Origin of the sequence: Haloarcula sp. CBA1129 (assembly GCF_008729015.1) — an archaeon.
In the GTDB taxonomy this organism is placed as follows: domain Archaea; phylum Halobacteriota; class Halobacteria; order Halobacteriales; family Haloarculaceae; genus Haloarcula.
Map to the genome: position 1 here is coordinate 2,813,171 of NZ_RKSM01000001.1, position 23,400 is coordinate 2,836,570.

General features: G+C 64.7%; 28 protein-coding genes. 14 read left to right on the forward strand and 14 right to left on the reverse strand.

The window, feature by feature from the left end; all coding sequences use genetic code 11:
• Positions 1–57: 57 nt before the first annotated feature.
• Together Har1129_RS14200 and hisG are read left to right on the forward strand one after the other, a co-directional pair.
• On the forward strand, positions 58–1,200 hold the full coding sequence (locus Har1129_RS14200; protein ID WP_151102159.1) for an MFS transporter: 1,143 nt from the start codon (positions 58–60) through the stop codon (positions 1,198–1,200).
• A 67-nt stretch (positions 1,201–1,267) separates the two neighbouring features.
• Positions 1,268–2,116 carry an ATP phosphoribosyltransferase gene (hisG, locus tag Har1129_RS14205; RefSeq protein WP_151101247.1) on the forward strand — a complete coding sequence of 283 codons (849 nt, stop codon included), beginning with the start codon at positions 1,268–1,270 and terminating at the stop codon, positions 2,114–2,116.
• Positions 2,117–2,154: 38 nt separating this feature from the next.
• Here hisG and Har1129_RS14210 read toward each other — a convergent pair whose 3' ends face one another.
• Positions 2,155–2,544 carry a hypothetical protein gene (locus tag Har1129_RS14210; protein WP_151101248.1) on the reverse strand — a complete coding sequence of 130 codons (390 nt, stop codon included), beginning with the start codon at positions 2,542–2,544 and terminating at the stop codon, positions 2,155–2,157.
• Positions 2,545–2,631: 87 nt separating this feature from the next.
• Between Har1129_RS14210 and Har1129_RS14215 the strand changes: the two genes are divergently transcribed.
• Positions 2,632–3,663: a TIGR01177 family methyltransferase gene (locus Har1129_RS14215; protein ID WP_151101249.1), complete on the forward strand. Its 1,032-nt coding sequence runs from the start codon at positions 2,632–2,634 to the stop codon at positions 3,661–3,663.
• An 89-nt stretch (positions 3,664–3,752) separates the two neighbouring features.
• Positions 3,753–3,908, forward strand: a complete 156-nt coding sequence (locus Har1129_RS14220; RefSeq protein ID WP_151101250.1) for a rubrerythrin-like domain-containing protein — start codon at positions 3,753–3,755, stop codon at positions 3,906–3,908.
• 21 nt (positions 3,909–3,929) lie between these two features.
• On the opposite strand, the gene Har1129_RS14225 is transcribed toward Har1129_RS14220, so the two are convergent.
• Genes Har1129_RS14225 through Har1129_RS14245 form a run of 5 tightly spaced genes read right to left on the reverse strand, consistent with a single transcriptional unit; the run spans position 3,930 to position 6,856 of the window.
• The gene (locus Har1129_RS14225) at positions 3,930–4,469 is read right to left on the reverse strand and encodes a GTP-dependent dephospho-CoA kinase family protein (RefSeq protein WP_151101251.1); all 540 of its coding nucleotides are present in this window, start codon (positions 4,467–4,469) and stop codon (positions 3,930–3,932) included.
• Position 4,470: 1 nt separating this feature from the next.
• On the reverse strand, positions 4,471–4,668 hold the full coding sequence (spt4, locus tag Har1129_RS14230) for a transcription elongation factor subunit Spt4 (RefSeq protein ID WP_151101252.1): 198 nt from the start codon (positions 4,666–4,668) through the stop codon (positions 4,471–4,473).
• Positions 4,668–5,246 carry a DNA-directed RNA polymerase gene (locus tag Har1129_RS14235; RefSeq protein WP_004516007.1) on the reverse strand — a complete coding sequence of 193 codons (579 nt, stop codon included), beginning with the start codon at positions 5,244–5,246 and terminating at the stop codon, positions 4,668–4,670. Before Har1129_RS14235 ends, spt4 begins: the two co-directional genes overlap by 1 nt.
• Positions 5,247–5,249: 3 nt before the next feature.
• Positions 5,250–5,627: a twitching motility protein PilT gene (locus tag Har1129_RS14240; protein ID WP_151101253.1), complete on the reverse strand. Its 378-nt coding sequence runs from the start codon at positions 5,625–5,627 to the stop codon at positions 5,250–5,252.
• The gene (locus tag Har1129_RS14245; RefSeq protein WP_151101254.1) at positions 5,627–6,856 is read right to left on the reverse strand and encodes a translation initiation factor IF-2 subunit gamma; all 1,230 of its coding nucleotides are present in this window, start codon (positions 6,854–6,856) and stop codon (positions 5,627–5,629) included. Before Har1129_RS14245 ends, Har1129_RS14240 begins: the two co-directional genes overlap by 1 nt.
• A 254-nt stretch (positions 6,857–7,110) precedes the next feature.
• Here Har1129_RS14245 and Har1129_RS14250 point away from each other — a divergent pair, with 254 nt between their 5' ends.
• The 3 genes from Har1129_RS14250 to Har1129_RS14260 all read left to right on the forward strand — a co-directional run bounded on the left by Har1129_RS14250 (position 7,111) and on the right by Har1129_RS14260 (position 9,316).
• Positions 7,111–7,998 carry a helix-turn-helix transcriptional regulator gene (locus Har1129_RS14250; RefSeq protein ID WP_151101255.1) on the forward strand — a complete coding sequence of 296 codons (888 nt, stop codon included), beginning with the start codon at positions 7,111–7,113 and terminating at the stop codon, positions 7,996–7,998.
• A gap of 148 nt (positions 7,999–8,146) precedes the next feature.
• Entirely contained in the window at positions 8,147–8,323 is a 177-nt protein-coding gene (locus Har1129_RS20670; RefSeq protein WP_191906173.1) for a hypothetical protein, read from the forward strand.
• Between the two features lie 42 nt (positions 8,324–8,365).
• Positions 8,366–9,316, forward strand: a complete 951-nt coding sequence (locus tag Har1129_RS14260; protein WP_151101257.1) for a DUF5787 family protein — start codon at positions 8,366–8,368, stop codon at positions 9,314–9,316.
• 17 nt (positions 9,317–9,333) lie between these two features.
• Here the strand turns inward: Har1129_RS14260 and Har1129_RS14265 are convergent, their stop codons facing one another.
• From Har1129_RS14265 to Har1129_RS14280, 4 genes are all read right to left on the reverse strand, one after another.
• Positions 9,334–9,633 (reverse strand): hypothetical protein, encoded by a 300-nt coding sequence (locus Har1129_RS14265; protein ID WP_151101258.1) that lies wholly within the window; start codon positions 9,631–9,633, stop codon positions 9,334–9,336.
• A gap of 62 nt (positions 9,634–9,695) precedes the next feature.
• Positions 9,696–10,571, reverse strand: coding sequence for an MBL fold metallo-hydrolase (locus Har1129_RS14270; RefSeq protein ID WP_151101259.1), 876 nt, complete (start codon positions 10,569–10,571; stop codon positions 9,696–9,698).
• A gap of 44 nt (positions 10,572–10,615) precedes the next feature.
• The gene (locus Har1129_RS14275) at positions 10,616–10,891 is read right to left on the reverse strand and encodes a hypothetical protein (RefSeq protein ID WP_151101260.1); all 276 of its coding nucleotides are present in this window, start codon (positions 10,889–10,891) and stop codon (positions 10,616–10,618) included.
• Positions 10,892–10,974: 83 nt separating this feature from the next.
• Positions 10,975–12,318, reverse strand: a complete 1,344-nt coding sequence (locus tag Har1129_RS14280; protein ID WP_151101261.1) for an ATP-binding protein — start codon at positions 12,316–12,318, stop codon at positions 10,975–10,977.
• A gap of 118 nt (positions 12,319–12,436) precedes the next feature.
• On the opposite strand from Har1129_RS14280, the gene Har1129_RS14285 reads away from it, so the two are divergent.
• The 3 genes from Har1129_RS14285 (at position 12,437) to Har1129_RS14295 (ending at position 15,853) form a co-directional block, all read left to right on the forward strand.
• Entirely contained in the window at positions 12,437–14,038 is a 1,602-nt protein-coding gene (locus Har1129_RS14285; protein WP_151102160.1) for a DUF1508 domain-containing protein, read from the forward strand.
• A 100-nt stretch (positions 14,039–14,138) separates the two neighbouring features.
• Entirely contained in the window at positions 14,139–14,609 is a 471-nt protein-coding gene (locus tag Har1129_RS14290; protein ID WP_151101262.1) for a pyridoxamine 5'-phosphate oxidase family protein, read from the forward strand.
• Between the two features lie 110 nt (positions 14,610–14,719).
• Positions 14,720–15,853 (forward strand): thiolase family protein, encoded by a 1,134-nt coding sequence (locus Har1129_RS14295; protein ID WP_151101263.1) that lies wholly within the window; start codon positions 14,720–14,722, stop codon positions 15,851–15,853.
• Positions 15,854–15,948: 95 nt separating this feature from the next.
• On the opposite strand, the gene Har1129_RS14300 is transcribed toward Har1129_RS14295, so the two are convergent.
• Positions 15,949–16,416, reverse strand: coding sequence for an NUDIX domain-containing protein (locus tag Har1129_RS14300; RefSeq protein ID WP_151101264.1), 468 nt, complete (start codon positions 16,414–16,416; stop codon positions 15,949–15,951).
• A gap of 261 nt (positions 16,417–16,677) precedes the next feature.
• Between Har1129_RS14300 and Har1129_RS20675 the strand changes: the two genes are divergently transcribed.
• Both Har1129_RS20675 and Har1129_RS14305 read left to right on the forward strand, forming a co-directional pair.
• The gene (locus tag Har1129_RS20675; protein WP_191906174.1) at positions 16,678–16,824 is read left to right on the forward strand and encodes a hypothetical protein; all 147 of its coding nucleotides are present in this window, start codon (positions 16,678–16,680) and stop codon (positions 16,822–16,824) included.
• A 162-nt stretch (positions 16,825–16,986) separates the two neighbouring features.
• Positions 16,987–17,439: a PaaI family thioesterase gene (locus Har1129_RS14305; protein WP_151101265.1), complete on the forward strand. Its 453-nt coding sequence runs from the start codon at positions 16,987–16,989 to the stop codon at positions 17,437–17,439.
• Here the strand turns inward: Har1129_RS14305 and Har1129_RS14310 are convergent.
• From Har1129_RS14310 to Har1129_RS14320, 3 genes are all read right to left on the reverse strand, one after another.
• The gene (locus tag Har1129_RS14310; protein WP_151101266.1) at positions 17,436–19,340 is read right to left on the reverse strand and encodes a cation:proton antiporter; all 1,905 of its coding nucleotides are present in this window, start codon (positions 19,338–19,340) and stop codon (positions 17,436–17,438) included. The two genes, Har1129_RS14305 and Har1129_RS14310, sit on opposite strands and share 4 nt — an antisense overlap.
• A 111-nt stretch (positions 19,341–19,451) precedes the next feature.
• Entirely contained in the window at positions 19,452–20,399 is a 948-nt protein-coding gene (locus tag Har1129_RS14315) for a mechanosensitive ion channel family protein (protein ID WP_151101267.1), read from the reverse strand.
• 35 nt (positions 20,400–20,434) lie between these two features.
• Positions 20,435–21,343: an MBL fold metallo-hydrolase gene (locus tag Har1129_RS14320; RefSeq protein WP_151101268.1), complete on the reverse strand. Its 909-nt coding sequence runs from the start codon at positions 21,341–21,343 to the stop codon at positions 20,435–20,437.
• Positions 21,344–21,450: 107 nt separating this feature from the next.
• On the opposite strand from Har1129_RS14320, the gene Har1129_RS14325 reads away from it, so the two are divergent.
• Together Har1129_RS14325 and serS are read left to right on the forward strand one after the other, a co-directional pair.
• Positions 21,451–21,894 (forward strand): universal stress protein, encoded by a 444-nt coding sequence (locus Har1129_RS14325; RefSeq protein ID WP_151101269.1) that lies wholly within the window; start codon positions 21,451–21,453, stop codon positions 21,892–21,894.
• 74 nt (positions 21,895–21,968) lie between these two features.
• A complete protein-coding gene (gene serS, locus Har1129_RS14330) occupies positions 21,969–23,351 on the forward strand; it encodes a serine--tRNA ligase (protein WP_151101270.1) in 1,383 nt (460 codons plus the stop codon).
• Positions 23,352–23,400: the final 49 nt, after the last annotated feature.

Genomic DNA, 23,400 nt, shown 5'->3' on the forward strand with positions numbered 1-23,400 from the left:
GCGGTAGAGCAACTCCGACAACGGGTCAGCGCGATGCGGCACGGAAGCCCAGCCCGAATGCTGCTTGCCGTCGCTGCCGGCTGGTTCCTCGTCCTCGGGATGCGGTTTGTCGTGCCTGCGGTGTTGCCGACGATACGGGAGGAGTTCGTCATCTCGAACGCACAGGCAGGGCTGGCGGTCACGGTGCTCTGGCTCACGTACGCAGCGGTGCAGTTTCCGGCCGGAATCCTGATTGACCGGGTCGGAGAACGGACGCTGTTGGTTGCCGCGGCGTTGCTGTCTGGCGTCGGGCTGCTGGGCTATTTTTTCGCGCCAGTGTTTTCGCTGTTCCTCATCGCAACGGGCGCGTTCGGGTTCGGGACCGGCCTGTACGGCCCGACCCGTGGGACCGCCCTCTCGCGAACGTTCGACGCCCGCGAGGGGACTGCCTTCGGTGTCGTGATGGCTGCCGGCTCCCTCGGAGCGGCTGCACTCCCTGCCGTCGCCGCGTTCGTCACGACCCGCTACGGCTGGCGGCTGGCGCTTGCCAGCGCAGCGCCGCTGTTCATGCTTGTCGCCGGCGCGCTCTGGCTCTCAGTCTCGGACCGCCCGGCCGTCGGGTCCGAGCGGAGCCTCCGACGAGACCTCCAAACAGTGCTCGCCGGCTTTCGCAACCGCCGGCTCGTGCTGTCGGTCTCGGGCAAGACACTGATGCTGTTTGCCTTCCAAGCCGTGACAGCATTTCTCACCACGTATCTGGTCACGGTTCGGGACCTCTCGCAGGGGACCGCCGGGGCGCTCCTCTCGGTGCTGTTCGTCGGTGGTGCGCTCTCACAGACAGTCACCGGCCGGCTCGCCGACCGGTACGGAACGCCCAGCGTCCTGACCGCTGTCGCGCTCGTCAGTACCGTGCCACTCGCACTCATTCCGTCTGTCCGCGGCGTAGTGCCGCTGGCCATCGTCTCCGGTGTTATCGGGGTTCGAATGAGTGTCGGCCCACTGGCCAACGCCTACATCGTCGATACACTGCCTGACACCGCCGAAGGAACCGGCTGGGGACTGCTCCGGACCGGCTTCTTCGGGATCAGTTCGCTGGGCTCGACCGCTGTCGGCCTGCTCGCCGACCAGAACCTGTTTGCAGTCGCGTTCTACGGTCTCGCTGGCCTGACACTTCTGGCTGCGGGTACCTTCGTTGTCCTCCCACGCCGGGACCGCCTGTGACGGTCTCGCCTACAGACCCCGAGCAGTGAGGGGAAAGACAGTTGCCCCGCGGCCTGCCAGTACGCGTATGCGAATTGCCGTCCCCAACAAGGGCCGCCTGCACGAACCAAGCGAGGAACTGCTCGAACGGGCCGGCCTCCACCTAGTCGATGGGGCCGACCGCCAACTGCACGCTGATACCGTCGACCCGGACGTGACCGTCCTGTACGCCCGCGCCGCCGACATCCCCGAGTACGTCGCAGACGGCGCTGCCGACGTGGGCATCACCGGCCTCGATCAGGTCCGGGAGTCCGATACCGACGACCTCGTCGAACTCCGCGACCTCGATTTCGGTCGCTGTCGCCTCGTCCTCGCCGCGCCGGAGGACAGCGACATCGAGACCGTCTACGACTTCGAGGGCGGCCGCATCGCCACGGAGTTCCCCACAATCACCCGCCGGTACTTCGACCGGGTCGACGTTGCCGTCGACGTGACCGAGGTGTCCGGCGCGACGGAACTGACCCCCCACGTCGACATCGCCGACGGCATCGTCGACATCACCTCGACCGGGACCACGCTCCGGATGAACCGGCTGGCCGTCGTCGACGAGGTGCTCGAAAGCTCAGTCCGCCTGTTCGCTCGCGAAGACACTGCCGACGACGAGAAGGTCCAGCAGGTCGACACCGCGCTGGGCTCCGTCCTCGCCGCCGAAGACAAGCGCTATCTGATGATGAACGCACCCGAGAGCGCCCTCGACGACGTGAAGGACGTGCTTCCGGGCATGGGCGGCCCCACCGTGATGGACATCGCTGGCTCAGACCAGCTCGCGGTCCACGCCGTCGTCGAGGAGCGGGCCGTCTTCGAGACCATCAGCTCGCTCAAGGATGTCGGTGCGAGCGATATTCTCGTGACGGAGATCGAGCGGCTGGTCGAGTAGTCCTTTTTACCATCCGTCTTCTCGCGCGCTCTCTGCACTCAGAAGAACCTGAAGATGTTGTTCAGCGCGAACCCGAGTACCGCCGCAAACGCCAAGTGTAACGCGACGAGCGGGGCCGTCGAGCGGGTCGATAGTCGGTAGGAGACGCTAATGGCGATACCGTCGGCGACGAGAGTGAGAAACAGGACAACCGCAACGCCGAGATCCGCCGAGACAATGCCGGACTCGACTCCCCAGCGCTGGAGGACCAAGGAGACGACTGCCGGCGCGAGAGCCGCTTTCGCGGCGAGCTGGCTCGGCACGTCGCCGATGAAAAACGTCGCGGCCAAGTGAAGCGTGACGGCGTAGAAGAGCCAAGTGACGAGGACAGTCACGAGGACGGCGAGGATACCGCCACCGGTCAGGCTGGAGAACCCGGACTGGAGCATACCTGCGGTTCGGTGGCCGTTCGCTTGTGCGTTTTGTTCCCGGCCGCGACCGGCACGCTCATAGCCGCTCGCCCACACCGCTCGGGCGTGTACGTCCTCGAACTCGGCGGGCAAGACGACGCGTTCGCGCGGCGGGAAGCCGCAAGCGCCGCGAACGCCGTCGGCGTGCTCGCCCCCGGACTGGCGACAGCACGGGGCATCAGCAACCGCGTTCGCCACCTCGCGTTCACCCATCGGGCCTGTGAGCTAGTCGGGACCACCGACCCCGACATCGAGAGCGCCGCCGCGTTGCTGTCGGCCGCGACCATCGACCGCGAGGGGAGCGTCGCCGTGCGTGCGGTCGACGTGCGAGCGAGCACCGGCATCGACACCCAACAGGCCGAGCGGACGCTGGGCGGCGTGCTCACCGACCGCGGCTTCGCCGTCGACCTCGACGACCCCGACCACGTCCTCTATGCCTATCTCTCGGACCCCGACGGCGACGAGGAGGGCGGGTCCGGCGAGGCCTGCTGTGCGCTGGGCTGGCTCGCCACCGAGAGCGTGCGGGACTTCGGCGGGCGACAGCCGACAGACCGTCCGTTCTTCCAGCCCGGCAGCATGGATCCACTCGAAGCCCGAGCGCTGGTCAACATCGCCGGGGCCGGTCCGGAAACCACGATACTGGACCCGATGTGTGGCACCGGCGGCCTCCTGCTGGAAGCCGGACTGGTCGGGGCCGACGTGGTCGGCGGCGACGCACAGGAAAAGATGGTCTCGGGGACGCGCGAGAACCTCACGTACGCGCTCGGCGGGGACGGCCACCCCGACAGAGATGCCTATCCCAAGCCGGGCGAGTGGGAGGTATTCCGGTCCGATGCATCCGCCCTCCCGATGGTTGACAGTGCCGTCGATGCCGTCGTCTTCGATGCCCCCTACGGCCGTCAGTCGCGTATCGAGGGCGAACTGGCCCCACTCGTGTCCGGCGCGCTCAGCGAAGCCAACCGTGTCGCAGGGCGGTGCGTGCTGGTCGCCGACCGCGACTGGCGCGAGGCAGGGACCGATGCAGGCTGGACCGTCACCGACTACTTCCGGCGTCGCGTCCATCGCTCGCTTGTCAGGCACATCCACGTCCTTGAGTGAACATACGTCCAGCTTCTCTGGACAGTCGTTGTGATTTATTCCGGTATGAGCAAGGTTTATGCCATGACAAGTGCTAATTAGTACCAAGTATGCCAACGTGGTCAGACCCAGCCCCATGCGATGACGACGAACAACTGTTCGAATGCCCGGACTGTGGGAAGCGCCTCTGTAGCGAGCGCTCGACAGTATCCTGTGACCGCTGTGAGACAGCGATGCAGAACCTCAGCGTGCCGCGACCGGAGTAAGCGCCTGTCGCGTTTTTCCGACTAAGCCGACACGAGCGCAATCGCTCGCTCGGCATCACCGTCCATCCGCTCCAGCAGCGACCGGACTCGGTCCCGGGCTGTCTCGTCGCAGTCGGCCAGTACCATCCCCTCGTCGGGCTGGCCGTACACGACGCTGGCACCGGCAGGTGCGGCGAGCACTGCCGGGAGCGTGGCCAGATCCTCCTCGCCGTCAACATCCAACAAGGTCGTCTCGTCGCTGTCGAGACCGTCTCTGAGTGCAGCAAGCAGTTCCGCGGTGAGTGTCGCGGCCGGGTTCTCCACCGCCCGCGTCCGGTCGAAGCCACCGATAGCCGCTGACACGTCCGCGTCGACGGCCGAGCGTTTGGTTCGTTCATCGACCAGCGCGAGGTCGGGTATCCGCCCGGCCTCGATGAGATGGTACGTGACCATGTCGCCGACGGCGATAATCGGGTCGCCTGCGTCAGCGAGCAGCGCCGCTGTGTCAGTGTAGATCCGGCCGAGTGGCTCTTTCAGTTCGTGCCGAAGGTCACTCGGGAGTTCGAGAACGACGTCGGACACGTTAGCGGACTTTCAGCGCGTACTGTCCCGGCTCGGTCACTTCCATCTCCTCGGCGATGTCGGAACGTTCCGGATGCGCGATGACGACGTAGCCGGCCCAGTCCTCGGTCAGTGCGGTGCCACCACAGGCCTCACACTGGCTTTCGATCTCCGCGCTCTGGACGCGGTGACAGTCACGACAGACGAGTCGGTCCGCCATCAGCTATCACCGGCTTCCGCCGTGCCTTCACGGCGCTCGCGCTCCTCCTGAAGCCAGCCGTGCTTGCCCAGCCCGACCTGTTTCGCCGTCAGGCCGATTTTGGAGTCGCGGGGATTGCGCTCGTCGATGCTCTTGGTGACGATGCGGGCCCGGACGGCGTCACCGACAGTGAGCGTCCGGTTGGACTCGCGGGAGGCGAGCTGTTGGTTCTCCTCGTCGTAAGCCAGATACTCGTCGGAAATCTGGGAGACGTGGAGTAGCCCGTCGACCGGCCCGATGCCGATGAAGGCCCCGAAGTTGACGACCTCGACAACCTCGCCGTCGACCACTTCCTGCATCTGTGGGTCGAACGTGAGGGCGTCGAACTCGGCCTCGTAGTAGACACCGGGCTTGTTCGGCAGCACGGCTCCCGTGCCGATGTCGTGGACCTCGATGACGGAGACGACGCTGCCGACGTCCTCGTCCATTCGTCCTTCGAGCTTCTCTTGCAGGAGCCGTTTGACCAGCCCCGGACTGACCTCCGCCAGAAAGCGTGGCGGGACTTCGACCGTATCGCGTAGGCGTACCCGTTTATACATGTGTTATGGTTGAGTGATACCCAGTTTGTTCCGGCCCCTTAAACTAATTACTGGAACGCCCGCGTCCAGCAGGCGTCGTTTGAGGGGGTTGTCGTTCGTGACCGCGTGTGTCGCATCGTCCGTCTGTGCCAGTTCGAGGACGGCGTCGTCCGCATAATCCGCCGTTGTCTCCCGGACCGTACAGCGGTCGAGCAGGTCCTGCCCGACCGAGGCGGCGGTCGCTTCCGCACCGGCCCCGTCGGCCAGTTTCGCCAGTTCGTCGCGGACGGCGGCGGGCGCGACGTAGTCCGTCGCGTCCGGGAGAACCCTGTCGAGTTCCTCGAACAGTCGCACGTTGCATTCGACCGGCATCATCAGTGCGTTCGTGTCAAGCACTATCATCACCGCAGCGTGCCGACGCCGATGAGCCGCCACCGAGCGCCGACACGGCGGTTGATGGCGATCTTCGAGCCCGAGGCCGCACAGACCGGGCGTTTGAGCGCGACTTCACATTCGTCGTCGCGCGCGCTCGTGACCGAGCCGACCGTGGTCGCGGTGCCGATAGTCAGCATGAGCGGTTCGCCGGTCGAGATCTCCTCGACCTCGCCGCCGTCGTCGCCGACGATGCGTTCCAGCAGGTCCACGTCCATCGTGAACGTCTCGTGGACCGGCGGGAGGCTGCCGGGCGGGCCGGCGACCTGACCGGCGAGCGCGTCACCTTTCGTAATTGCGGGGTCGAGACCGGTCCCGACGCCGAGCAGACCGCCCGGCGTGACCGTGTCCACGAAGTCGCCGCCGGACTGGAGCGAACGGACCGTCGTCGTCACGGGCTGCCACTCCGTCTGGCCGCCTTCTTCGACCTCGCGGCCGGGACGGAGTTCGATCTCGTCGTCGACTTCCAGTTGCCCGCCCACGAGCGACCCGCCGAGCACGCCGCCCATCAGGTCGTCCCAAGTCGTGCCGGGACGGTTGATGTCGAAGGAACGCGCGACCATCATACGGGCGTCCTCCTCTGGGTCCCGGTCCGGCGTCGGAATCTCGGACTGGACAGCCTCGATAAGCAGGTCGATGTTGGCCTCTTGACCCGCGCTGATGGGGACAATCGGTGCGCCTTCAGCGACGGTGCCCTCGACGAACTCCTGAATCTGTTCGTAGTTCTGTATCGCCCGCTCTTCGTCGACGAGGTCGACCTTGTTCTGAGCGATGACGATGTTGTCGATGCCGATGATGTCGAGCGCGCTCAGGTGCTCTTCGGTCTGGGCCTGTGGGACGGGCTCGGTCGCCGAGATGACGAGAACGGCCCCGTCCATGATGGCTGCACCGGACAGCATCGTCGCCATGAGCGTCTCGTGGCCGGGCGCGTCCACGAACGACACCGTCCGGAGGTGGTCGGTGTCGACGTCGTGGTCGTCGCAGTGCTCGTCGACGGTAAAGGCCTCCGGCTCCTCGGCCTCCGGGCAGCGACGGAAGGTCGCGTCGGCGTAGCCGAGTCGGATAGAGATACCGCGTTTCATCTCCTCGGAGTGCTGGTCGGTCCATTCGCCGGACAGCGCCTGTACGAGCGTCGTCTTTCCGTGGTCGACGTGCCCGACGAGTCCGATGTTCACCTCCGGTTGTTTGTTCGATGTCATTTCGAGAGTAATCTTGGTGGAGTTTCGCCGCGTGCAACTGATAAACCTACTGTTTGCGCCCCGCCGCCTCCGGTTCAATCGCCGATCTGGTCCCTGCTAACGGCGGCACCGCCACCGTATTGCTCGGTATCGCCCGTAGTATAGCGACGCGACCCCTGTCGCCGAGCGCGAGCGACAGCCCGCTCCTCTCAGAAGTGTTACGTAACTGTATTTCTGTGAACGCTTTTGGTTACGCGGGGAGACGGTTGCGTACGATGCGAGTCGATGAGTCCCCCGAAACTGATGCCGGCATCGACCCGGCGACGGCGTTCTCGGTCATTGCGAGCGAGACGCGCCTGAACATCCTCGAGGCGCTGTGGCGCACAGATGACCGGCCGGTTCGCTTCTCGGAACTGTTCGACGCCGTGGAGCTGGCTGACAGCGGGCAGTTCAACTATCACCTGCAGGAACTCACCGACCAGTTCGTCAGCCAGAGTTCGGACGGATACGACCTCCAGCACGCTGGCGCGCAGGTCATCCGCGCAGTGCGGGCAGGGACGTTCACACGGACGCCCGATATCGACCCGTTCCCCGTGACCGGGGCCTGTACACGGTGTGGCGGCGGCCTGCTAGCCGAGTACGCCGACGAGCAGTTCGCCATCGACTGCGAGGACTGCGGGAAGGCCCACGGTGAGTACCCGTTCCCACCGGGCGGTCTGGTCGACCGGACGCCGACGGAAGTCGCGACGGCCTTCGCCGAGCGGGTGCGACACCTCCACTGTCTGGCCGCCGACGGCGTCTGCCCCGACTGCGCCGGCCGGATGGGGACAGAGATATCTCGTGATGGCGACTGCTGTCTCGACGTGTCGGTCCGCGCCGAATTCGTCTGTGAACGCTGTCGCCACGAACTCTGTTCGCCCGTCGGGCTGACGCTACTGGATAACTCCCGTGTCGCGGCGTTCTACGACGACCACGGTGTCGACCTGTCGAGTCGCCCCTACTGGACGCTTCCTTGGTGTGTCGACGACCAGTACACCACCATCGAAGACACTGACCCGTGGCGACTCGCGGTCCGGATTCCGATGGCCGAGGCGGAACTGACCGCCTATCTGGACGGTGACCTCCAGCCCGTCGAGTTCGAGCGAGAGGCCTGTAGACACTGAGCCAGCCCGCCGATTTTGACGCCGTCCTGTCCCGGGAGTTGTTTTCGCACTGACTGAAATCGTCTTCAGGAAGGTCCCCGGCACAGGGTCCTACAGAAATATCATTCAGATTATACTTATCGCGTTTCGGGACCATCGTTTCGCTGTAATGTACCAGCCTGCACCCTACGCCGACCCCGAACTGTACCGGCCGACGTATCCACCGCTGACCGTTCGTTCCCTTCTGGGAGTGCTGACGGTCTACCTCGACTTCCTTGCGATACTCTCACTGAGTCCGGTCGTCGCGCTGGCGGCGCTGACCTGTCTCTTTGTCGCCACGCGGTAACCGGACGCGAGGCTTTTGCCCGTCCCGGCCCTGTCTCCGGTCGTGCGGGAGTTCGACTTCGAACTGGCGCTGTGTGCCCACCTCGAACGCGAGGGCCAAATGGTGAGCCGCCAGCTGGGCGGGGCCGTCCACGGCCGACGCGTCCTCGACACCGTCGTCGTCGAGCCGGGTCCGGAGTTCGACGAACGGGCGGCCATCACTCCCGAACAGCTCCCGACAGCGGCCATCGAAAGCGGCGTCGGCCCGGGTCGGGCGCGGTACTGGAAGGACGCCTTCGATTGCCATCCAGACCGCGCCGAGCAGGCCGTCGAGCTGGCGGTCGAGCGAGGCTTTTTCGAGCGCGAGCGCCGCGGCGGCCGGACGTACGTCCGCCAGACGACGCGGTACCCCGACTGGTTCGGCGGCATCGTCGCCATCGAGAACAAGCCGGACCTGAGCCGCCCCGGTGACCTGCAGTCTCAGTTGCGGACCGACGTGTCGCTGGCGCTCGCTGACCGCGTCGTGCTGGCGACAGCTACCTACGTCACCGGTGCTCACCTCAACCGGATTCCCGAAGAAGTCGGGGTCTGGCGGTTCGACCCCGACAACGGGACGATAGACGTCCGCCGGGCGGCGACGCCGTTACCGACCGACGACACCGGCGTCGAACTGCTGGAAGAAGAGCCGGTCCGAACCGACGTACGGATAGTCACAGCTGCGGAGAAGGCCCGCGCGCGCCGGAAGCTGGCCGAGCGAGCGTACGGCAAGGGGTGGCGGAGTTTCGACTACCCGGCGTGTGAGCGCTGTTCGCCCGACAGCGATGGGGTTCCGTACTGTGGGTGGAAGGATCGCGCCGTCCGCGAGAGCGACGAATGCGGCCCGGACTGTGACGGATACGAGGCGGCGGATCCACCGGCCGTCGACGGCGACTCGCTCCGGGCCGAGCGGACGCCGTGGCGGGCAGACCCTGACGGCCGCCAGCGTCGTCAGTCGGGGCTAGATCGGTTCGGCTAGCCGCGAGCGGCCGTCCACTATCGGTCGCTATCGTCGCCTGCAGACGCAACATCGGGCCGGACGCCGCCATCTCCGGCTGTCTGGCGGCCGTGCTGTTCATAGTTGTCTTCAGTCACCGCTGGGGCCTCGGCCGCGACCGTGGCCGCGTGTTTTGTTCTGGCCCGATAGTTCGCCGCGGTTGCGAGTCCGACACAGGCCACCAGCCCTACCACAAGCACCCAGTCGATGCTGCCCACGATGACCCGCTGGGCGACGCTTGCGAGGACGCCACCGGCCAGCGATAACCCACCGACCTCCGCGATGCCGCGCCTGTCCATACAGCGGCATTATCCGCCATGGCCTATAAGCTACGGTCCGTTTCACGGAGCCGAACGCAGCATCAGAGCGAGAACCGCTCGCCGTCGAGTCCAATGTCGTCGGCGAAGGCCCTGTCCGCGGGGACGTAATGGGCGGTGTGGACGATGCGGTAGTCGTCGGCCTCGATGTCGGCGGCGAAGTCCCGTGCGCCGGCCAAGGTCATGTGTTTCGTACCGAAGGTCCGCGGAACGCCGTCTTCGTCGTGGTGAGCGCCGCCTTTCGGGTGGTATTCGCAGGCCTCCGGATGGACGATACCCTCGACGAGTGCGAGGTCGGCACCGGTCAGCACGCCTTTCGAGCGCTCGGGCACGTCGTAGCAGGTGTCACCGGAGATCGACAGCACCGCGCCGGTCTGTGGTTCCTCGATTCGCAGGCCGTAACACAGAAGCGGCGGGTGCGTGACCGGGACGAGCGTCACCTCGAAGCCGGCGACGGTGAACGGCTCGAAGGGGGTCTGTGCGTGGACCGACACCGTATCGAGGTAGTCATAGCGGCTCCGGACGCCCTCGGCGACACTCTCGCCCGTGACTGGGTCCGTCTCGTCAGCAGCGTGGACCGGTAATTCGTCGAACAACCGGTACGCGTTGCCGAGTCCGTCGAGATGGTCGAAGTGGACGTGCGTAATGATAGCCGCGTCCGGCAGCGAAACCGACTCGCGGAGAAACTGGTGCCGGAAGTCCGGGCTCAGGTCTATCAGCAGTGACTCGCCGGTTTCGTCGTTCGCCACGGCGACGGAGAAGCGCGACCGCTCGATGCCGCCTGTGGGATCGATACCGCGTTCGCGAACGCGAGCGCGGAGCGCCTCGTCGGGGTCACGCGCCCGCTCACAAGTGTCACAGTCGCACTGGACAGTCGGCGTTCCCGTCGTGTCGCCGGTTCCAAGCAGCGTGACATCCATTACCGTCCCTTCGGAGACCAATCCGCCTAAGCCCCTCGTTTTCGTTACTTGGTATCAGCCAGATCCGCCGGGTCGATTTCCTGTCGCTCCATCGTCGCCGCCAGCAGGGACTGTGCGCGCTCGTCGGAGAGGTCGTCGAACAGGCAGTCGAGAAAGCCTTCGAGCAAAGCCGGTCGGATACGCAGGTCAACGTATTCGACCTGCTTCTCGGCGATCACGACGTCTACGTCCCACTCGCCTTCGTCGGGGTCAGTCATGCGCACGTCGACCCACGCCTCGGCGGGGTCGTCTGTCTCGGTGAACACGTCGTCGTCAGCCATAGCTACCATAAATGGTTCCGATGCTGATAAATAAATCGCTAGTAACGACGGCCAGAACTGTGTGCAAAGACCGAAAGCGGTGCTCAGTGGTCGTGATCGTGGTCGCTACCGCCGTCGCCGGAGAAGCCACCACTGCCGGCGACTAGGGCGTCAGCGTCGCCGTCCATCATGTCCATGTTCTTGAGGTTGTCCCGCTCCTCGAAGTCGACGATGGCGTCTTCGAGGTCCTGTTGTGTGAGTGTGGTCCGCTCTTCGGTCAGGGCGTTGAGGACGGCCTCACGGAGCACGAGTCGGAGGTCGCTGCCGGTCAGTCCCTCGGTTAGCTCCGCCAGCGTCTCCGGGTCGAAGTCGTCGATCTCCATCTGCTGGGTGACGATACGGAGGATATCCGCGCGCATCCCGCTGTCGGGCTTGGGGAAGTTGACAATCTCGTCGAAGCGCCGCCAAGCGGCGGCGTCGAGCTGGTCCGGGTGGTTCGTCGCGCCGATGAGCAACACTTCGTCTTGGATGAGCGAAATCTCGTCGATGCTCTTGAGCAGGGTGTTGACGGCGCGCTTGATGGCGGCGTGTTCGTCGGACGAGCGGGTCTTGGCGACGAAGTCGAACTCGTCCATGAAGAGGATACACGGCGAGAGCCGCTTTGCGACCTCGAACACCTTCTCGACGTTCTTGGCCGTCTCGCCGAGATACTGGCTGGTAATCATCGACAGCTTCACTTCGACAAAGGGTAGGTCGAGGTCGTGAGCGAGCGCACGGGCGACGCTGGTCTTGCCGGTCCCCGGCGGGCCGACAAACAGCAGTTTCCCGATCTCTCGGAGTCCGATCTGGGCGAGGTAGTCGCGGTGCTCGATGGCCTTGACGATTTTCTGAATCTCGTCTTCCTGATCGGTGGTCAACACTAGGTCTGCCATCGTCATCTCTACTTCTTCGGGGGCACGCACGTCCACGAGGTCGAGCATCTCCTCGTCGTCCTCGTCGTCGGTATCGAACGCCTCTTCGAGTTTGGCGTCGATGAACGCGCGGTCGGCGCGGGACGGTCGGTTCCGCTCGCGGGCGCGCTCGTAATCAGCGTCCTCGATCTGCTCCTCGAAGGCTTTCGTCAGGACCGGGTTGTCTTCGAGGGCCACGGCGTCGACCCGTTCGAGGAACCACTCCTCGGCGAGGTCGCGGTCTGTCATAGAGATGCTTCCCGAGAAGTCGTCGCGGTCGGTGAACATCAGGCCGGAGATGGCCGCCCAAGGCCGCTCGACACCAGTGGCCTCGCTCGCGGTTGTGTTAGTGACCGATAGGGGCCGTTCAATCTCGCCGTCGCTCCAGAAGACGGATCGGTACGAGGCTGGCAGGTCGTCCGGCTCAAGGTCCCGCCGCTCGCTGTAGATAGTGGCCGTCAGCAGAAACTCAACGACATCCAGTTCCGGATTGCTCATTCCCACTGATGTTACCACGCAACCGGTATAAGTCACTCGAAGCCCCGATGACCGACACCAAGGTAATATACCCACTCTGTGAAAGAGCATTGTGGCAACTGATAACGCATTAATAGCGGTGTACCGGAACCGCATCGGCGAGCCGACCACCGACGACGAAGCCTACGGGTACTGGCTGTTCGTCGTCGGTATCATCCTCGGTATCGTCGGGCTCCTGCTGTTTTACCTGACAGCGTCCCGCAGCACGCCGCGACAGTTCGGCTATCTGCTGGGGGCCATCGGGCTCATACTGCTGTTTGCCGGCCCGACGATTCGGTTGCCCCTGACCCGACGCGGGCTGATACTCACCTACCTCGGTGCCGTGGTCGCACTGGTCGCGATGCTGTGGTTCACCACGTTTTATCCGTCGAACTGGGCCGGCCCCGAGGGGAACCCGGCGGTGACGCTGTACATCGTTGGCCTCGGACTGATGGCGGTCGGAGCGGTCGTCTCGCCGCTGTTGACCGGCCGGAAGGAAGCCTACGACGAAGCCGTGCGGACGGCACAGGAAGCCACTGAACTGGCCGAACAATCCACACAGGACGCCAAGCGGGCCTCGCAAGATGCCGACCGGGCGTCACAGGAAGCACAACAACAGTCCAAGGCGGCCGAGCAGGCGACGAGCGAACGGGATACGTTGGCCGAGGAACTGGCGTCCAGCGAGGCCGTCCGCGAGGAGATGGAAACGGTCACGGCGGCCACTGAGGCCGAACTCGCCGCGGCGCAGGCCACCATCGCGGCTGCGATGGACAGCAAAGCGACGTTCGAACTGTACGAGGACGCCGGGGGCAAGTACCGCTGGCGGCTCCGACACCGGAATTCGAACGTCATCGCCGACAGCGCACAAGGGTACTCCTCGCGCCAGAAGGCGATGCAGGGACTTCGCAGCGTCCAGTCCAACGCTGTGGGCGGAGCCGTCGTCTTCTTCGAGGACGCGACCGAGGACGACACCGCCGAGGACGTGCCGGTCGTACCAGCACCGGAAAGCGACGCGGCGTTCGAACTGTTCGAGGACAACGCCGGAGAGTTCCGCTGGCGCTTGCGCCACGACAACGGCAACATCCTCGCCGACAGCGGCGAAGGGTACGCCTCGAAGTCGAACGTCCGCCGGGCGCTGCAAAGCGTCCGTGCCTACGTCCCCGGCGCGGCTTACCTCAAGATCGACCCCGTCGCCTACGAGGTGTACGCCGACGCTGCCGGCCAGTTCCGCTGGCGCTTGCTCCACCGCAACGGCAACATCCTCGCCGACTCCGGCGAGGGGTACAGCTCCCGGTCGAACGCCCGGCGGGCGGCCCGTCGCGTCGGCGAACTCGCACCAGACTCCGAAGTCGACGACGGCTTCGAGGTGTACGAGGACAAGGCCGAGGAGTGGCGCTGGCGGCTGCGAGCGGGTAACGGCGAGCTCGTCGCCGACAGCGGCGAAGGGTACTCGAACCGGTCGAAGGCGATGGACGCCGTCGAACGGGTCCAGTCCTACGCCGCCGACGCCGACCTGCTGGCAATCGGCAGTGCGGCCTTCGAAGTGTACGAGGACAAGGCCGAGGAGTGGCGCTGGCGACTCCGCCACCGCAACGGCGAAATCATCGCTGATTCGGGCGAAGGGTACGCCGAGCGCAACAAGGCCGTTGCCGCCATCGAGCGGATCAAACGCCACGCACCGGGCGCACCGGCAGAAGCGTAACAGCTTCCAGCTGCTGACTCCGCGGCCCGAGAGATTCCGATTCTCTATAATGTAGAATAGCCGAACTGATTTAACCGGTTCCGGCCGAAGTTGTGCACATATGACAGTAGACACGCTCGAAGCGGCCGGACTCACGCGCATGGACGACAGCAACATCGCGGCGTTTCTGTCGAACCAGCGGGTCGGCGTGCTGGGACTGCCGACCGAGAACGGACCGTACATGATTCCCCTGTCGTTCGGGTACGATGGTGACCGCTTGCTGTATTTCACCTTCATCGGTGGATCGGCGAGTCGCAAGCAACAGTTGACCGAGGCGGCGGAGGACGCGACCGTGCTCGTGTACAAAGTCGAATCGATGTTCCACTGGGAGAGTGTCCTGCTACAGGGCGGTATCGAGGCCGTCCCCGAGTCCGAGTGGGACGAGCTCGCGGAGGTGCTTGAAGCGGCGTGGCGGCCGGAACTGTTCGCGGACGCTATCGAGGACGGCGACATCGCGATCTACCGGTTCCGCATCGACGAGAAGAAGGGGCTCAGACACGCCGGCCTGCCGCCGGGATTCGAGCCCGAGTGAGCCCGCTACCCGACTGCAGCGGGGAGCGGTTGGGCCGGTCGGCCGACAACGGTTCCCCCACTGTGTAGAGTTTGTCAGGATTTAACATAGGTGGCGACGTTCCGTTGTCCATGCCCACACCTGTCATCGTGGATGCAGTCAGAACACCTCAGGGAAAGGAGGACGGCGCGCTCGCCGGCGTCCGAAGCGAAGACCTCTCTGTGCCGCTCATCAACCAATTGCTCGCGTCGACCGGCGTCGAGGCCGAGGACGTCGACGACCTGCTGTGGGGGTGTGCCCAGCAGCGCGGGGAACAGGGCAACAACATGGCCCGGGTCATCGCGCTGTTGTCAGACCTCGGCGAGAGCGTCCCCGCATCGACGATCAACCGCTGGTGTGCGTCGTCCGCCGAAGCGCTGATGCGGGCCGCCGACGCCATTGCAGCCGGCCAGCGTGACGTACTCATCGCCGGTGGCGTCGAATCGATGTCCCGCGTGCAGATGGACGAGAACACTCACAACGTCCACCCGCGGCTGGCCGAGCACTACAACGTCGGCGACCTCCAGATGGGAATGACCGCCGAGAAGGTCGCAAACGAGATGGAGGTCGCTCGGCAGGAACAGGACGAGTACGCGCTCCGGAGCCACCAGCGCGCCGCCGACGCGACGGAATCGGGTCGCTTCGACGACGAAATCGTCCCAATCGATACCGAGGACGGACAGCTTGAGGCAGACGAGGGTATCCGCCCCGACACCACGCTCGAAAAGCTGTCTCAGCTACCGACAGTGTTCAAATCGGACGGGACAGTCACACCCGGCAACGCCTCGCAGGTTTCTGACGGTGCGGCGGGGCTGATGGTCACCTCCCGCGAGTTCGCGGAGGACCGCGGGCTCGACATCCTTGCGGAAATCGGCTCCCACGAAGTCGCCGGCGTCGACCCGACCGTGATGGGTATCGGCCCGGTCCCCGCCGTCCGCAAGCTCACCGAGCGCACTGACCGCGAGACTGAGGATTACGACCTCGTGGAACTCAACGAGGCCTTCGCCTCCCAGTGTCTGTACTGCCAGCGCGAACTCGGCTTCGACGACGATATCTACAACGTCAACGGCGGCGCAATCGCCATCGGCCACCCGCTGGGGGCCTCCGGTGCACGCCTCCCGGTGACGCTCGTCCACGAGATGAACCGCCGCGACGCGGAACTGGGTCTGGCGACGGAGTGTGTCGGCTTCGGTCAGGGTGCGGCTATCGAGTTCCGACTGCCCTGAGCGGTCGCTACCGACGCGGTTGCAGCATTTTATCGGGTATATCGGTTGCGAGTGTTGTATCGCTCGCACGAACAAGAGCAGAGAACAGACCGTCGCTAATCAGCAGCCACGTCGCCGGCTGTCGTCGCCTCGCCGGGACTCGTCAGCGAGTGAAGGTAGTCATCCAGATCGAGTGCGAAGGTGGCGTCGGTCGGGAGATCGACCCACGAGAACTCGAACTCCGCGCCGCGTTCCTCGCCCGTGCCAGTGACAGTGTGCACCCAGTGGTCTCGGGACTCGTGGACAGGGAGGTGGTAGAACGACCGTACGTACCGTTTCGGAGGCGACTGGCGGCGCGTCCAGACGTCGGTGGCGATGTGTTGCAGGCGCTCGAACGAGGCGAGACCGCTTTCCTCGACGGCCTCGCGCTGTACGGCGACCCGCGGTTTTTCGCCCGGTTCAACGGTTCCCTTCGGTATCTGTAGCCCGTCGTGGCCCGGCCCGTCGAACACCAGCAGTTCCGACCCGTTTCTGGTGATGTAGGCGCAGGCTTTCTTCACGTACGTCGCCCGTTGTGGTTGCATGCCGTTCGGTAACGACAGCAGACATATAGTAGTACCCACATATCTGCCTAAAATCATATTAGGACACCGGATGACTGGAGCGGGAGTAATTGGGAGCAGTACATCGGTAGCAAAGCTGCCGCAGTACGCTGGCCTCCTCATTCTCGGTCGAGGACACGCACTGCGATAGTGGCAGTTTCGGATGGTAGTCGAGTGTTGCGAAGATATTAATTTTACACCCGTTTGCTATAGTTTAAGTCCGGTCAAGAATGAGTTCTGTGTATGGACGGTCATATCACACCCGAAGAGTGGGAGCGAATCGAAGCGTTCGCACAGAAACCGAGCTACCTGCGTCGCCCGGAGCATCTGCTCCCAGAAGAAGCGACGGAGGGCGAAACGAAGGTAGACGAAGCGGTAGCAGGCGACTGATAGGAAGTCACGTCCTGATACTGTCGGCTGTAACTGCTGTGAGATATTTGCCACTCCCGGTGGCAGAGTTCTTGACAGCCGACAGTATGAACAACCGACCACACCTGACCCGTTGCTGTCCGTTCTCGGAGGCTTATCAGACTCGGTTCCGTGGGGACAGCCATGAGTCTCCAATCAATGTTCAACGACATCCCGTTTGTCAAGCAGTTAGGGATGGAGATAACCGCCGTCGAAGACGGCTATGCGGCAGGCGAACTCCCGCTGGAGGATGGCCATTCCTCGAATCCCGAATCGATAATCGCACACGGCGGCGTCACGTACTCGCTCGTCGACACCGTCGGCGGAGCGGCCGTCGTCTCACAATCCGGCACCGTCTCGCCGACAGTCGACATGCGGATCGATTACCTCGCGCCGGCAACCGCCGATTTACGGACTGAGGCGGAGGTGATCCGGAGCGGCGGGAGCGTCTCCGTCGTCGACGCGGAGGTGTACGACACTGATGGCCATCACATCGCGAGCGCTCGTGGGACGTACAAAACTGACGGCGACCGCGGCGAGTCGCCGTGGACAGAAGGCGTCGACGAATCAGACGTCGGACATTTCACTGACGACTAGTCGCCACTGACCATCTGCATCCCGTCGCGCACGGACTCTCGACGGCCCAGCAGCGTCACCATGTCACCCGCTTCGAGGACGTAGTCAGCGGTCGGCACCTCCGCGTGATCGTGGCGCTCGCCGCTGACCAGCGCGATGAGGCAGGCCTCGGGCAGCATCGGCCCGACCTCGCGTATCGATTTGCCGATGAGGTCCGGGTTCTCGACCTCGACCTCCTGTACGTCCCCGCTCCGGCCGATGTCGGTCATCCAGTGGGCGATGGCCGGGCGCTCTATCTGGTTGTCGATAGCCCAAGCCGTCGCCATCGCCGAGGAGATGGTCCGGACACCGAGGTCCTCGAAGGCCTCGACGTTGTCCGGGTTGTTCGCGCGGGCGATGACGCGATCGACGCCGAACTTCGAGCTCGCCAGTTGCGAGACGAGCAGGTTCGCGTCGTCGTCGCCAGTCGCCGCCACGACGGTCTTTGCGTTCTCGGCTCCGGCCGACCGCAACACGTCGGTATCCGTGCCGTCACCGATCTCGACGGCGTAGCCGTCGTTGCGGGCTCGTTCGACGATCTCTTCGTCCTGTTCGATGATGACGACGTTCTCGCCCCGGTCTTCGAGGCGCGCGGCGAGCGCTCGGCCCACCTGTCCGCCGCCGACGATGATGACTCGCATTGGTATCACATCCAGTTTTTCCGCGATGAACCGCGCCAGCCCGCCCTCAAACAGGGCGGTGGCAAAGATGACCAGAAAGACGGTCCCAAGCAGGATATCCGCCTGCGTCCCCAGTAGCTCGGCCTGTGCCCCGGAGACCTCTTCGGCCGCGTTGTGGAGCTCGACGGCAAACAGCGTGGCGACAGAGGCCGGGATAATCCCGCGGGGCCCGACGAAACTGACGAACAGCTTCTCGTTCGTGGTGAATCGGTCGCCGACGGTCGAGACGAACACAAGCAACGGGCGGATGAGCAAGGCGACCGCGAGAACGACGATGATGCCCGGCAGTCCGACGTCGATGAGCGATTCGAGTTCCAGTTGCGCCGCCAGTGCGATGAACACGAACGACAGCACCAGCAGCGTGATGTCGCCTTTGAACTCCTCGATGTCCTCCTCGTAGGGATGGTCGACGTTACCGAGCGCCATCCCCGCCGTCGCGGCGGCGGCAACGCCGGCTTCGGTCGCTATCGTGTTCGCGCCCGCATAGGCGATGAGCGCCCCCGCGAGCACGAGCAGTCGGGAATTCCGCGGTGCGTCACCGGGCGAGAGATCGACGTACTGGAGGAGGTAGTACACTACGGCGGCGACGATGAGGCCGACGAGCAGCCCAGTCCCCAGTCGAAGCGCGAACGCCCGCAACAGCCCCTCGCTCGACGCCGCTGGGTTGACCGTCTCGAAGATGACGACGGCGATGATAGCCGCGGTCACGTCGTTGACGATCCCTTCCGTCTCCAGCGCGGCGGCAACGCGGTCCCGGACCGGGACGACATTGAGAATTGGCGTGATGACCGTCGGCCCGGTCGCGACCAGCAGCGCACCGATCAGGAACGCGAGGTTCCAAGAGACAGCCGCGGAGTTGAACGCGAACTTGACGGCGATAGCGGTGCCCACGAGGGCGATAGCCGCGCCGACGGTAACAAGCCGGAACGTCGCGGCCGGGGCCTCCCGCAGACGGTCGAATCGGAGGTGATAGGCTCCCTCGAAAACGATGATCGCGACCGCTAAACCGACGATGGCCGACAATGCCCCACCGAAGGTGCCATCACCGATGATACCCAGTCCGGGCTGACCGATGATGACTCCCACCAGTAAATAAAAGATGATACTGGGGACGCGCAGGCGTGCGGCGAGGACCTGTGCAAGGACGCCAAGTCCGATGATGCCGGCGACGAGCGGAATCAGTAGCCCCGAACTACCAGCCACAGTTGGCCTCCATCTGTCGGCCCAACGTGTCGCCATCGTATAAACGCACTCACTCGGGGGCACACGAGGGCGGTGTCAGAAGCACAGGTCTACCGGGAGCCGTCCCCGCCTTCACCGGTTCCGGCTCACCGGGAACTTCACCCGCTCGGGGTGTTCGTTGAACTGTTCGAGGATGTCGGCATACAGCGCGTTTCGCATCCGGGTGCCCCGCCGGGGATGGACGAGATATCGGAGGCGGAGCTCCACCCACGACTCCTGCTGTGTGATGTTGACCGTGGGCCGTTCGTTCACGTCGAGTTCGACCGGCGTCTCCGCGAGGCGGGTGCGGTACTCGCGGACCTGTTCGGCCATCTCGTCGCCGAGGTGGTCGGTCGCCACGTCGACCATCACCTCCGACGCAAACTGCAGATCGGTCTCGTAGGCGACCTGTATCGAGAGTTCGTTCCAGACGTACTGGACGCCCTCGCCGTAGAAGTTGACGACACGGGAGGACAGCACGGTGCTATTTGGCACGGTCACGATGCGGCCCGACGGCTGGTTCGATGAGACGAGGTCGCCGTCGATTTCCCACACCTCCGTCACGAAGAAATCGACCGCGACGACGTCGCCGCGCATCTCCTCGATAGCGATGCGGTCGCCCACCTGATAGGGCCGCTTCGTCACGATGTACAGCCAGCCGATGAGCGAGAACAGCGGCTGCTGGAGCGCGAACGTGACCGCGAAGCCGAGCACGCCCAGAGAGAACAGCACGCTCACCCACTCTCGGGTGACGACGCCGAACACCGCGATCATCCCGACGATACCGAAGGTCAGTCGGAGGACGTTCCGTACGTCGTGCTGGCGACGTTTGTTCTGGGTATGGGTGACGAGATACGTCCGACAGACGGTGTAGCTCCCGTAGAACGCAAGTACGAGCGACGCCAGCGTCAGGCCCAGCAGCGTGAGCGGTTCGAGTTCGACCCCGAGTACCCGCTCGTCGAAGCCGAACCGGCGAACGAACCGCGACCCCGCGTACAGGACGAGCGCACAGAGCAGCGACAGGTAGCCAGTTCGGCGCATACCACGACACTGTGGCCCGGCCTTGAGAAACCCGGCTATTCCTCGCGGTTGTCCAGCGCCACGAGGACGCCACGGACGTTCAGCCGCATCTCCGCGCGGCCCTTGCGCTCGCCCCAGAGGTCGGTCTCGGCCCGCTCGACGAAGTAGTCGATGACCGCTTCGTCGTCGGCGAGTTCCGCACGCTTGCGCTCGACCTCGGCGACCCACTCTGGCAGAATCTCGGCGTAGGTCTCCAGTTTATCGCCGGTCTCAGCCGGCCCGTAGTGGCCGAACATGAGGAGTTCCGGGTCAAGGTCCTGCAACATTGCCACGTCGTCGAGCGCGCCCTCAAGCGTGAAGTTGACCGGCGGCGTCGTGACGTGCATTTCGTCGGTCGACGGCGTGTAGATGCCGGCGGCGTCGGCGGTGAACACGCCGTCAATGACGGGATCGTAGAAAACGACCTGATGCGGAGCGTGTCCCGGTGCGTGCATGACTTCGAGGGAGTGGTCGCCAAGGTCGATCACATCACCGTCGGTCAGCGTCTCGATCCGGTCCTCGGCGACCGGGACCGGCTTGCCGTAGTACTCGATCTGGTCGCCGACGGCATGTTTGGTCCCTTCCCAGAGCCGTTCGGGGTCGACGAGATGGCGCTTCCCGGACTCGTGGATGTACACCGTCGCGTTCGGACAGTCCTCGGCGAGGTAGCCGGCCCCGCCAGCGTGGTCCAGATGGACGTGGGTCGCTGCAATGACTTCCAGATCTTCGGGCGCGATACCGACTGACTCCATCGCCGAGAGGATGTTCTCGTGTCGTGCGCCGATGCCGGTGTCGACCAGTGCCGGTCGCTCGGCGTCGATGATGTAGACGGACCCGTACCCGGCCACGTCGTACATCCCGGTGTCGACGTAATGGACGTCTGTGCAGTCCCCAACCGTCACCTCGTAAACGTCACCGATTCCCATACACTCCCTCGTGACCGGCGGGGGCAAAACCGTTGTGCCGTGGTTGTCGTGACAGTCGGACAGCAGGAAGGGCAAAGCCATTTACCCGGAGTCAGAAACACCACTGTATGTACGACGCTGTACTCGTCCCGACCGACGGCTCCGAGGGGTCCAGCACCGCGGCCGAACACGCCATCGACCTCGCACAGCGCCACGACGCGAGTCTGCACGCGCTGCACGTCCTCGAGACGGAGCAGGTGGTCGATCAGATTCCTGATTTCGAGGACAGCAGCATCTTCGACCGCCTCGCCGACGCCGGCCAGCAGGCCGTCGACGACATCCGCACACAGGCGGAAGACGCCGGCGTAGACACCGTCACTACGGCGGTCGAGCAGGGCGTCCCCCACGAGGAGGTCGTCGATTACATCGAGCGCCACGGCATCGACGTGGTCGTGATGGCGACTGAAGGGCGGACCGGGCCGTCCCGGGAACTCATCGGCAGCGTCACCGAGTCGGTCGTTCGGGCCTCGCCGGTACCGGTGCTTGCGGTCAAGGTCGGCGGCGAGGCGTAGTGTGGGGGCGACGGTCGGGCCAGCCCCACCGCGGGACCGACACGCCTAATTTCTGCCGTCGAGAACCGTCGTCCATGTTATCGAGACAGTTCGTCCGGGAGAACCCCGAGACGGTCCGTGACGCTATCGAGCGAAAGGGCGTCACGGGTGTAGACCTCGACGAAATCCTCGAAGTCGACGAGGAGTGGCGGGAACTGAAGGCCGAAGGCGACGGCCTCCGACAGGAGCGCAACGAAGTGTCGAGCAAGATCGGCCAACTCAAACAGGAAGGCAAGGACGAGGAGGCACAGGAGGCCATCGACCGCTCGCAGGAACTCAAAGACGAACTGCAAGAGGTCGAAGCGCGCGCCGACGAGCTAGAGTCCCAACTGGAGGCGGCGCTACTGGAACTCCCGAACATCCCCCACGAGTCAGTGCCGACCGGCGAGGGCGAGGCCGACAACGTCGAGCGCTACCGCGAGGGGTTCGAGGACCTGCGGGACCTGCCCGACGAAGTAGTGCCTCACTACGACCTCGGTGAGGAACTGGACCTGCTTGACTTCGAACGCGGCGCGAAGGTGTCCGGCGGCGGCTACCAGTTCGTCAAGGGCGAGGGCGCGCGTCTGGAACACGCGCTCATCCAGTTCATGCTCGACGTCCACCGCGAGCAGGAGTACATCGACGTGCTCCCGCCGATTCCCGTCAACTCCGATTCGATGGAAGGGACCGGCCAGCTCCCCAAGTTCGACGAGGACGCCTACCGCGTCGGAGCCAGACAGGACGACGACTACGACAGCGACGACCTCTGGTTGCTCCCGACGGCGGAGGTGCCGGTCACCAACATGTACCGCGACGAGATTCTGCTGGACGACGACCTGCCGGTCAAACATCAGGCGTTCTCGCCGAACTTCCGCCGCGAGGCCGGCGAGCACGGGACGGAAACGCGGGGCTACGTCCGCGTCCACCAGTTCCACAAGGTCGAACTCGTCAACTTCGTCCGGCCGGAGAACAGCTACGACCGGCTGGAGGGGCTGCTGGATGAAGCCGCCGAGGTTCTCGACCGCCTCGAACTGCCCTACCGCGTGCTCGATATGTGTACCGGTGACATGGGCTTCACCCAAGCCAAGAAGTACGACATCGAGGTGTGGTCACCCGGCGACGACATGGAAGACGGTCCCGACCGCGGCGGTCGCTGGCTCGAAGTCTCCTCAGTGTCGAACTTCGAGGACTTTCAGGCCCGCCGCGCCGGCCTGCGCTACCGGCCTGAGCGCCACGAATCAGCGGACTACCTCCACACGCTGAACGGCTCCGGGCTGGCTGTTCCGCGCGTCCTCGTGGCTATCATGGAGTACTACCAGAACGACGACGGCACTATCACCGTCCCTGAACCCCTCCGCCCGTACATGGGCGGTCAGGAGGTCATCGAGGGCTCCGAGAAAATCGGTGAGAGCGCCGTCGGTGCCGGCGAGAAGGAGTAGGCTACCGCGGACCGGTTGACTCGGCCAGCACGCCGATTCGCTGTTTGTG

Excerpts from the sequence above, each read along its gene's own strand:
- Har1129_RS14325 (WP_151101269.1), top strand. The coding sequence starts at position 21,451 with ATGTACGACGCTGTACTCGTCCCGACCGACGGCTCCGAGGGGTCCAGC.
- Har1129_RS14265 (WP_151101258.1), bottom strand. The coding sequence starts at position 9,633 with ATGGACAGGCGCGGCATCGCGGAGGTCGGTGGGTTATCGCTGGCCGGT.
- hisG (WP_151101247.1), top strand. The coding sequence starts at position 1,268 with ATGCGAATTGCCGTCCCCAACAAGGGCCGCCTGCACGAACCAAGCGAG.
- Har1129_RS14295 (WP_151101263.1), top strand. The coding sequence starts at position 14,720 with ATGCCCACACCTGTCATCGTGGATGCAGTCAGAACACCTCAGGGAAAG.
- Har1129_RS14220 (WP_151101250.1), top strand. The coding sequence starts at position 3,753 with ATGCCAACGTGGTCAGACCCAGCCCCATGCGATGACGACGAACAACTG.
- Har1129_RS14300 (WP_151101264.1), bottom strand. The coding sequence starts at position 16,416 with ATGCAACCACAACGGGCGACGTACGTGAAGAAAGCCTGCGCCTACATC.
- Har1129_RS14200 (WP_151102159.1), top strand. The coding sequence starts at position 58 with ATGCTGCTTGCCGTCGCTGCCGGCTGGTTCCTCGTCCTCGGGATGCGG.
- Har1129_RS20670 (WP_191906173.1), top strand. The coding sequence starts at position 8,147 with ATGTACCAGCCTGCACCCTACGCCGACCCCGAACTGTACCGGCCGACG.
- Har1129_RS14240 (WP_151101253.1), bottom strand. The coding sequence starts at position 5,627 with ATGATAGTGCTTGACACGAACGCACTGATGATGCCGGTCGAATGCAAC.
- serS (WP_151101270.1), top strand. The coding sequence starts at position 21,969 with ATGTTATCGAGACAGTTCGTCCGGGAGAACCCCGAGACGGTCCGTGAC.
- Har1129_RS14275 (WP_151101260.1), bottom strand. The coding sequence starts at position 10,891 with ATGGCTGACGACGACGTGTTCACCGAGACAGACGACCCCGCCGAGGCG.
- Har1129_RS14235 (WP_004516007.1), bottom strand. The coding sequence starts at position 5,246 with ATGTATAAACGGGTACGCCTACGCGATACGGTCGAAGTCCCGCCACGC.
- Har1129_RS14305 (WP_151101265.1), top strand. The coding sequence starts at position 16,987 with ATGAGTCTCCAATCAATGTTCAACGACATCCCGTTTGTCAAGCAGTTA.
- Har1129_RS14210 (WP_151101248.1), bottom strand. The coding sequence starts at position 2,544 with ATGCTCCAGTCCGGGTTCTCCAGCCTGACCGGTGGCGGTATCCTCGCC.
- Har1129_RS14280 (WP_151101261.1), bottom strand. The coding sequence starts at position 12,318 with ATGAGCAATCCGGAACTGGATGTCGTTGAGTTTCTGCTGACGGCCACT.
- Har1129_RS14320 (WP_151101268.1), bottom strand. The coding sequence starts at position 21,343 with ATGGGAATCGGTGACGTTTACGAGGTGACGGTTGGGGACTGCACAGAC.
- Har1129_RS14245 (WP_151101254.1), bottom strand. The coding sequence starts at position 6,856 with ATGACATCGAACAAACAACCGGAGGTGAACATCGGACTCGTCGGGCAC.
- Har1129_RS14290 (WP_151101262.1), top strand. The coding sequence starts at position 14,139 with ATGACAGTAGACACGCTCGAAGCGGCCGGACTCACGCGCATGGACGAC.
- Har1129_RS14315 (WP_151101267.1), bottom strand. The coding sequence starts at position 20,399 with ATGCGCCGAACTGGCTACCTGTCGCTGCTCTGTGCGCTCGTCCTGTAC.
- Har1129_RS14250 (WP_151101255.1), top strand. The coding sequence starts at position 7,111 with ATGCGAGTCGATGAGTCCCCCGAAACTGATGCCGGCATCGACCCGGCG.
- Har1129_RS14270 (WP_151101259.1), bottom strand. The coding sequence starts at position 10,571 with ATGGATGTCACGCTGCTTGGAACCGGCGACACGACGGGAACGCCGACT.
- spt4 (WP_151101252.1), bottom strand. The coding sequence starts at position 4,668 with ATGGCGGACCGACTCGTCTGTCGTGACTGTCACCGCGTCCAGAGCGCG.
- Har1129_RS20675 (WP_191906174.1), top strand. The coding sequence starts at position 16,678 with ATGGACGGTCATATCACACCCGAAGAGTGGGAGCGAATCGAAGCGTTC.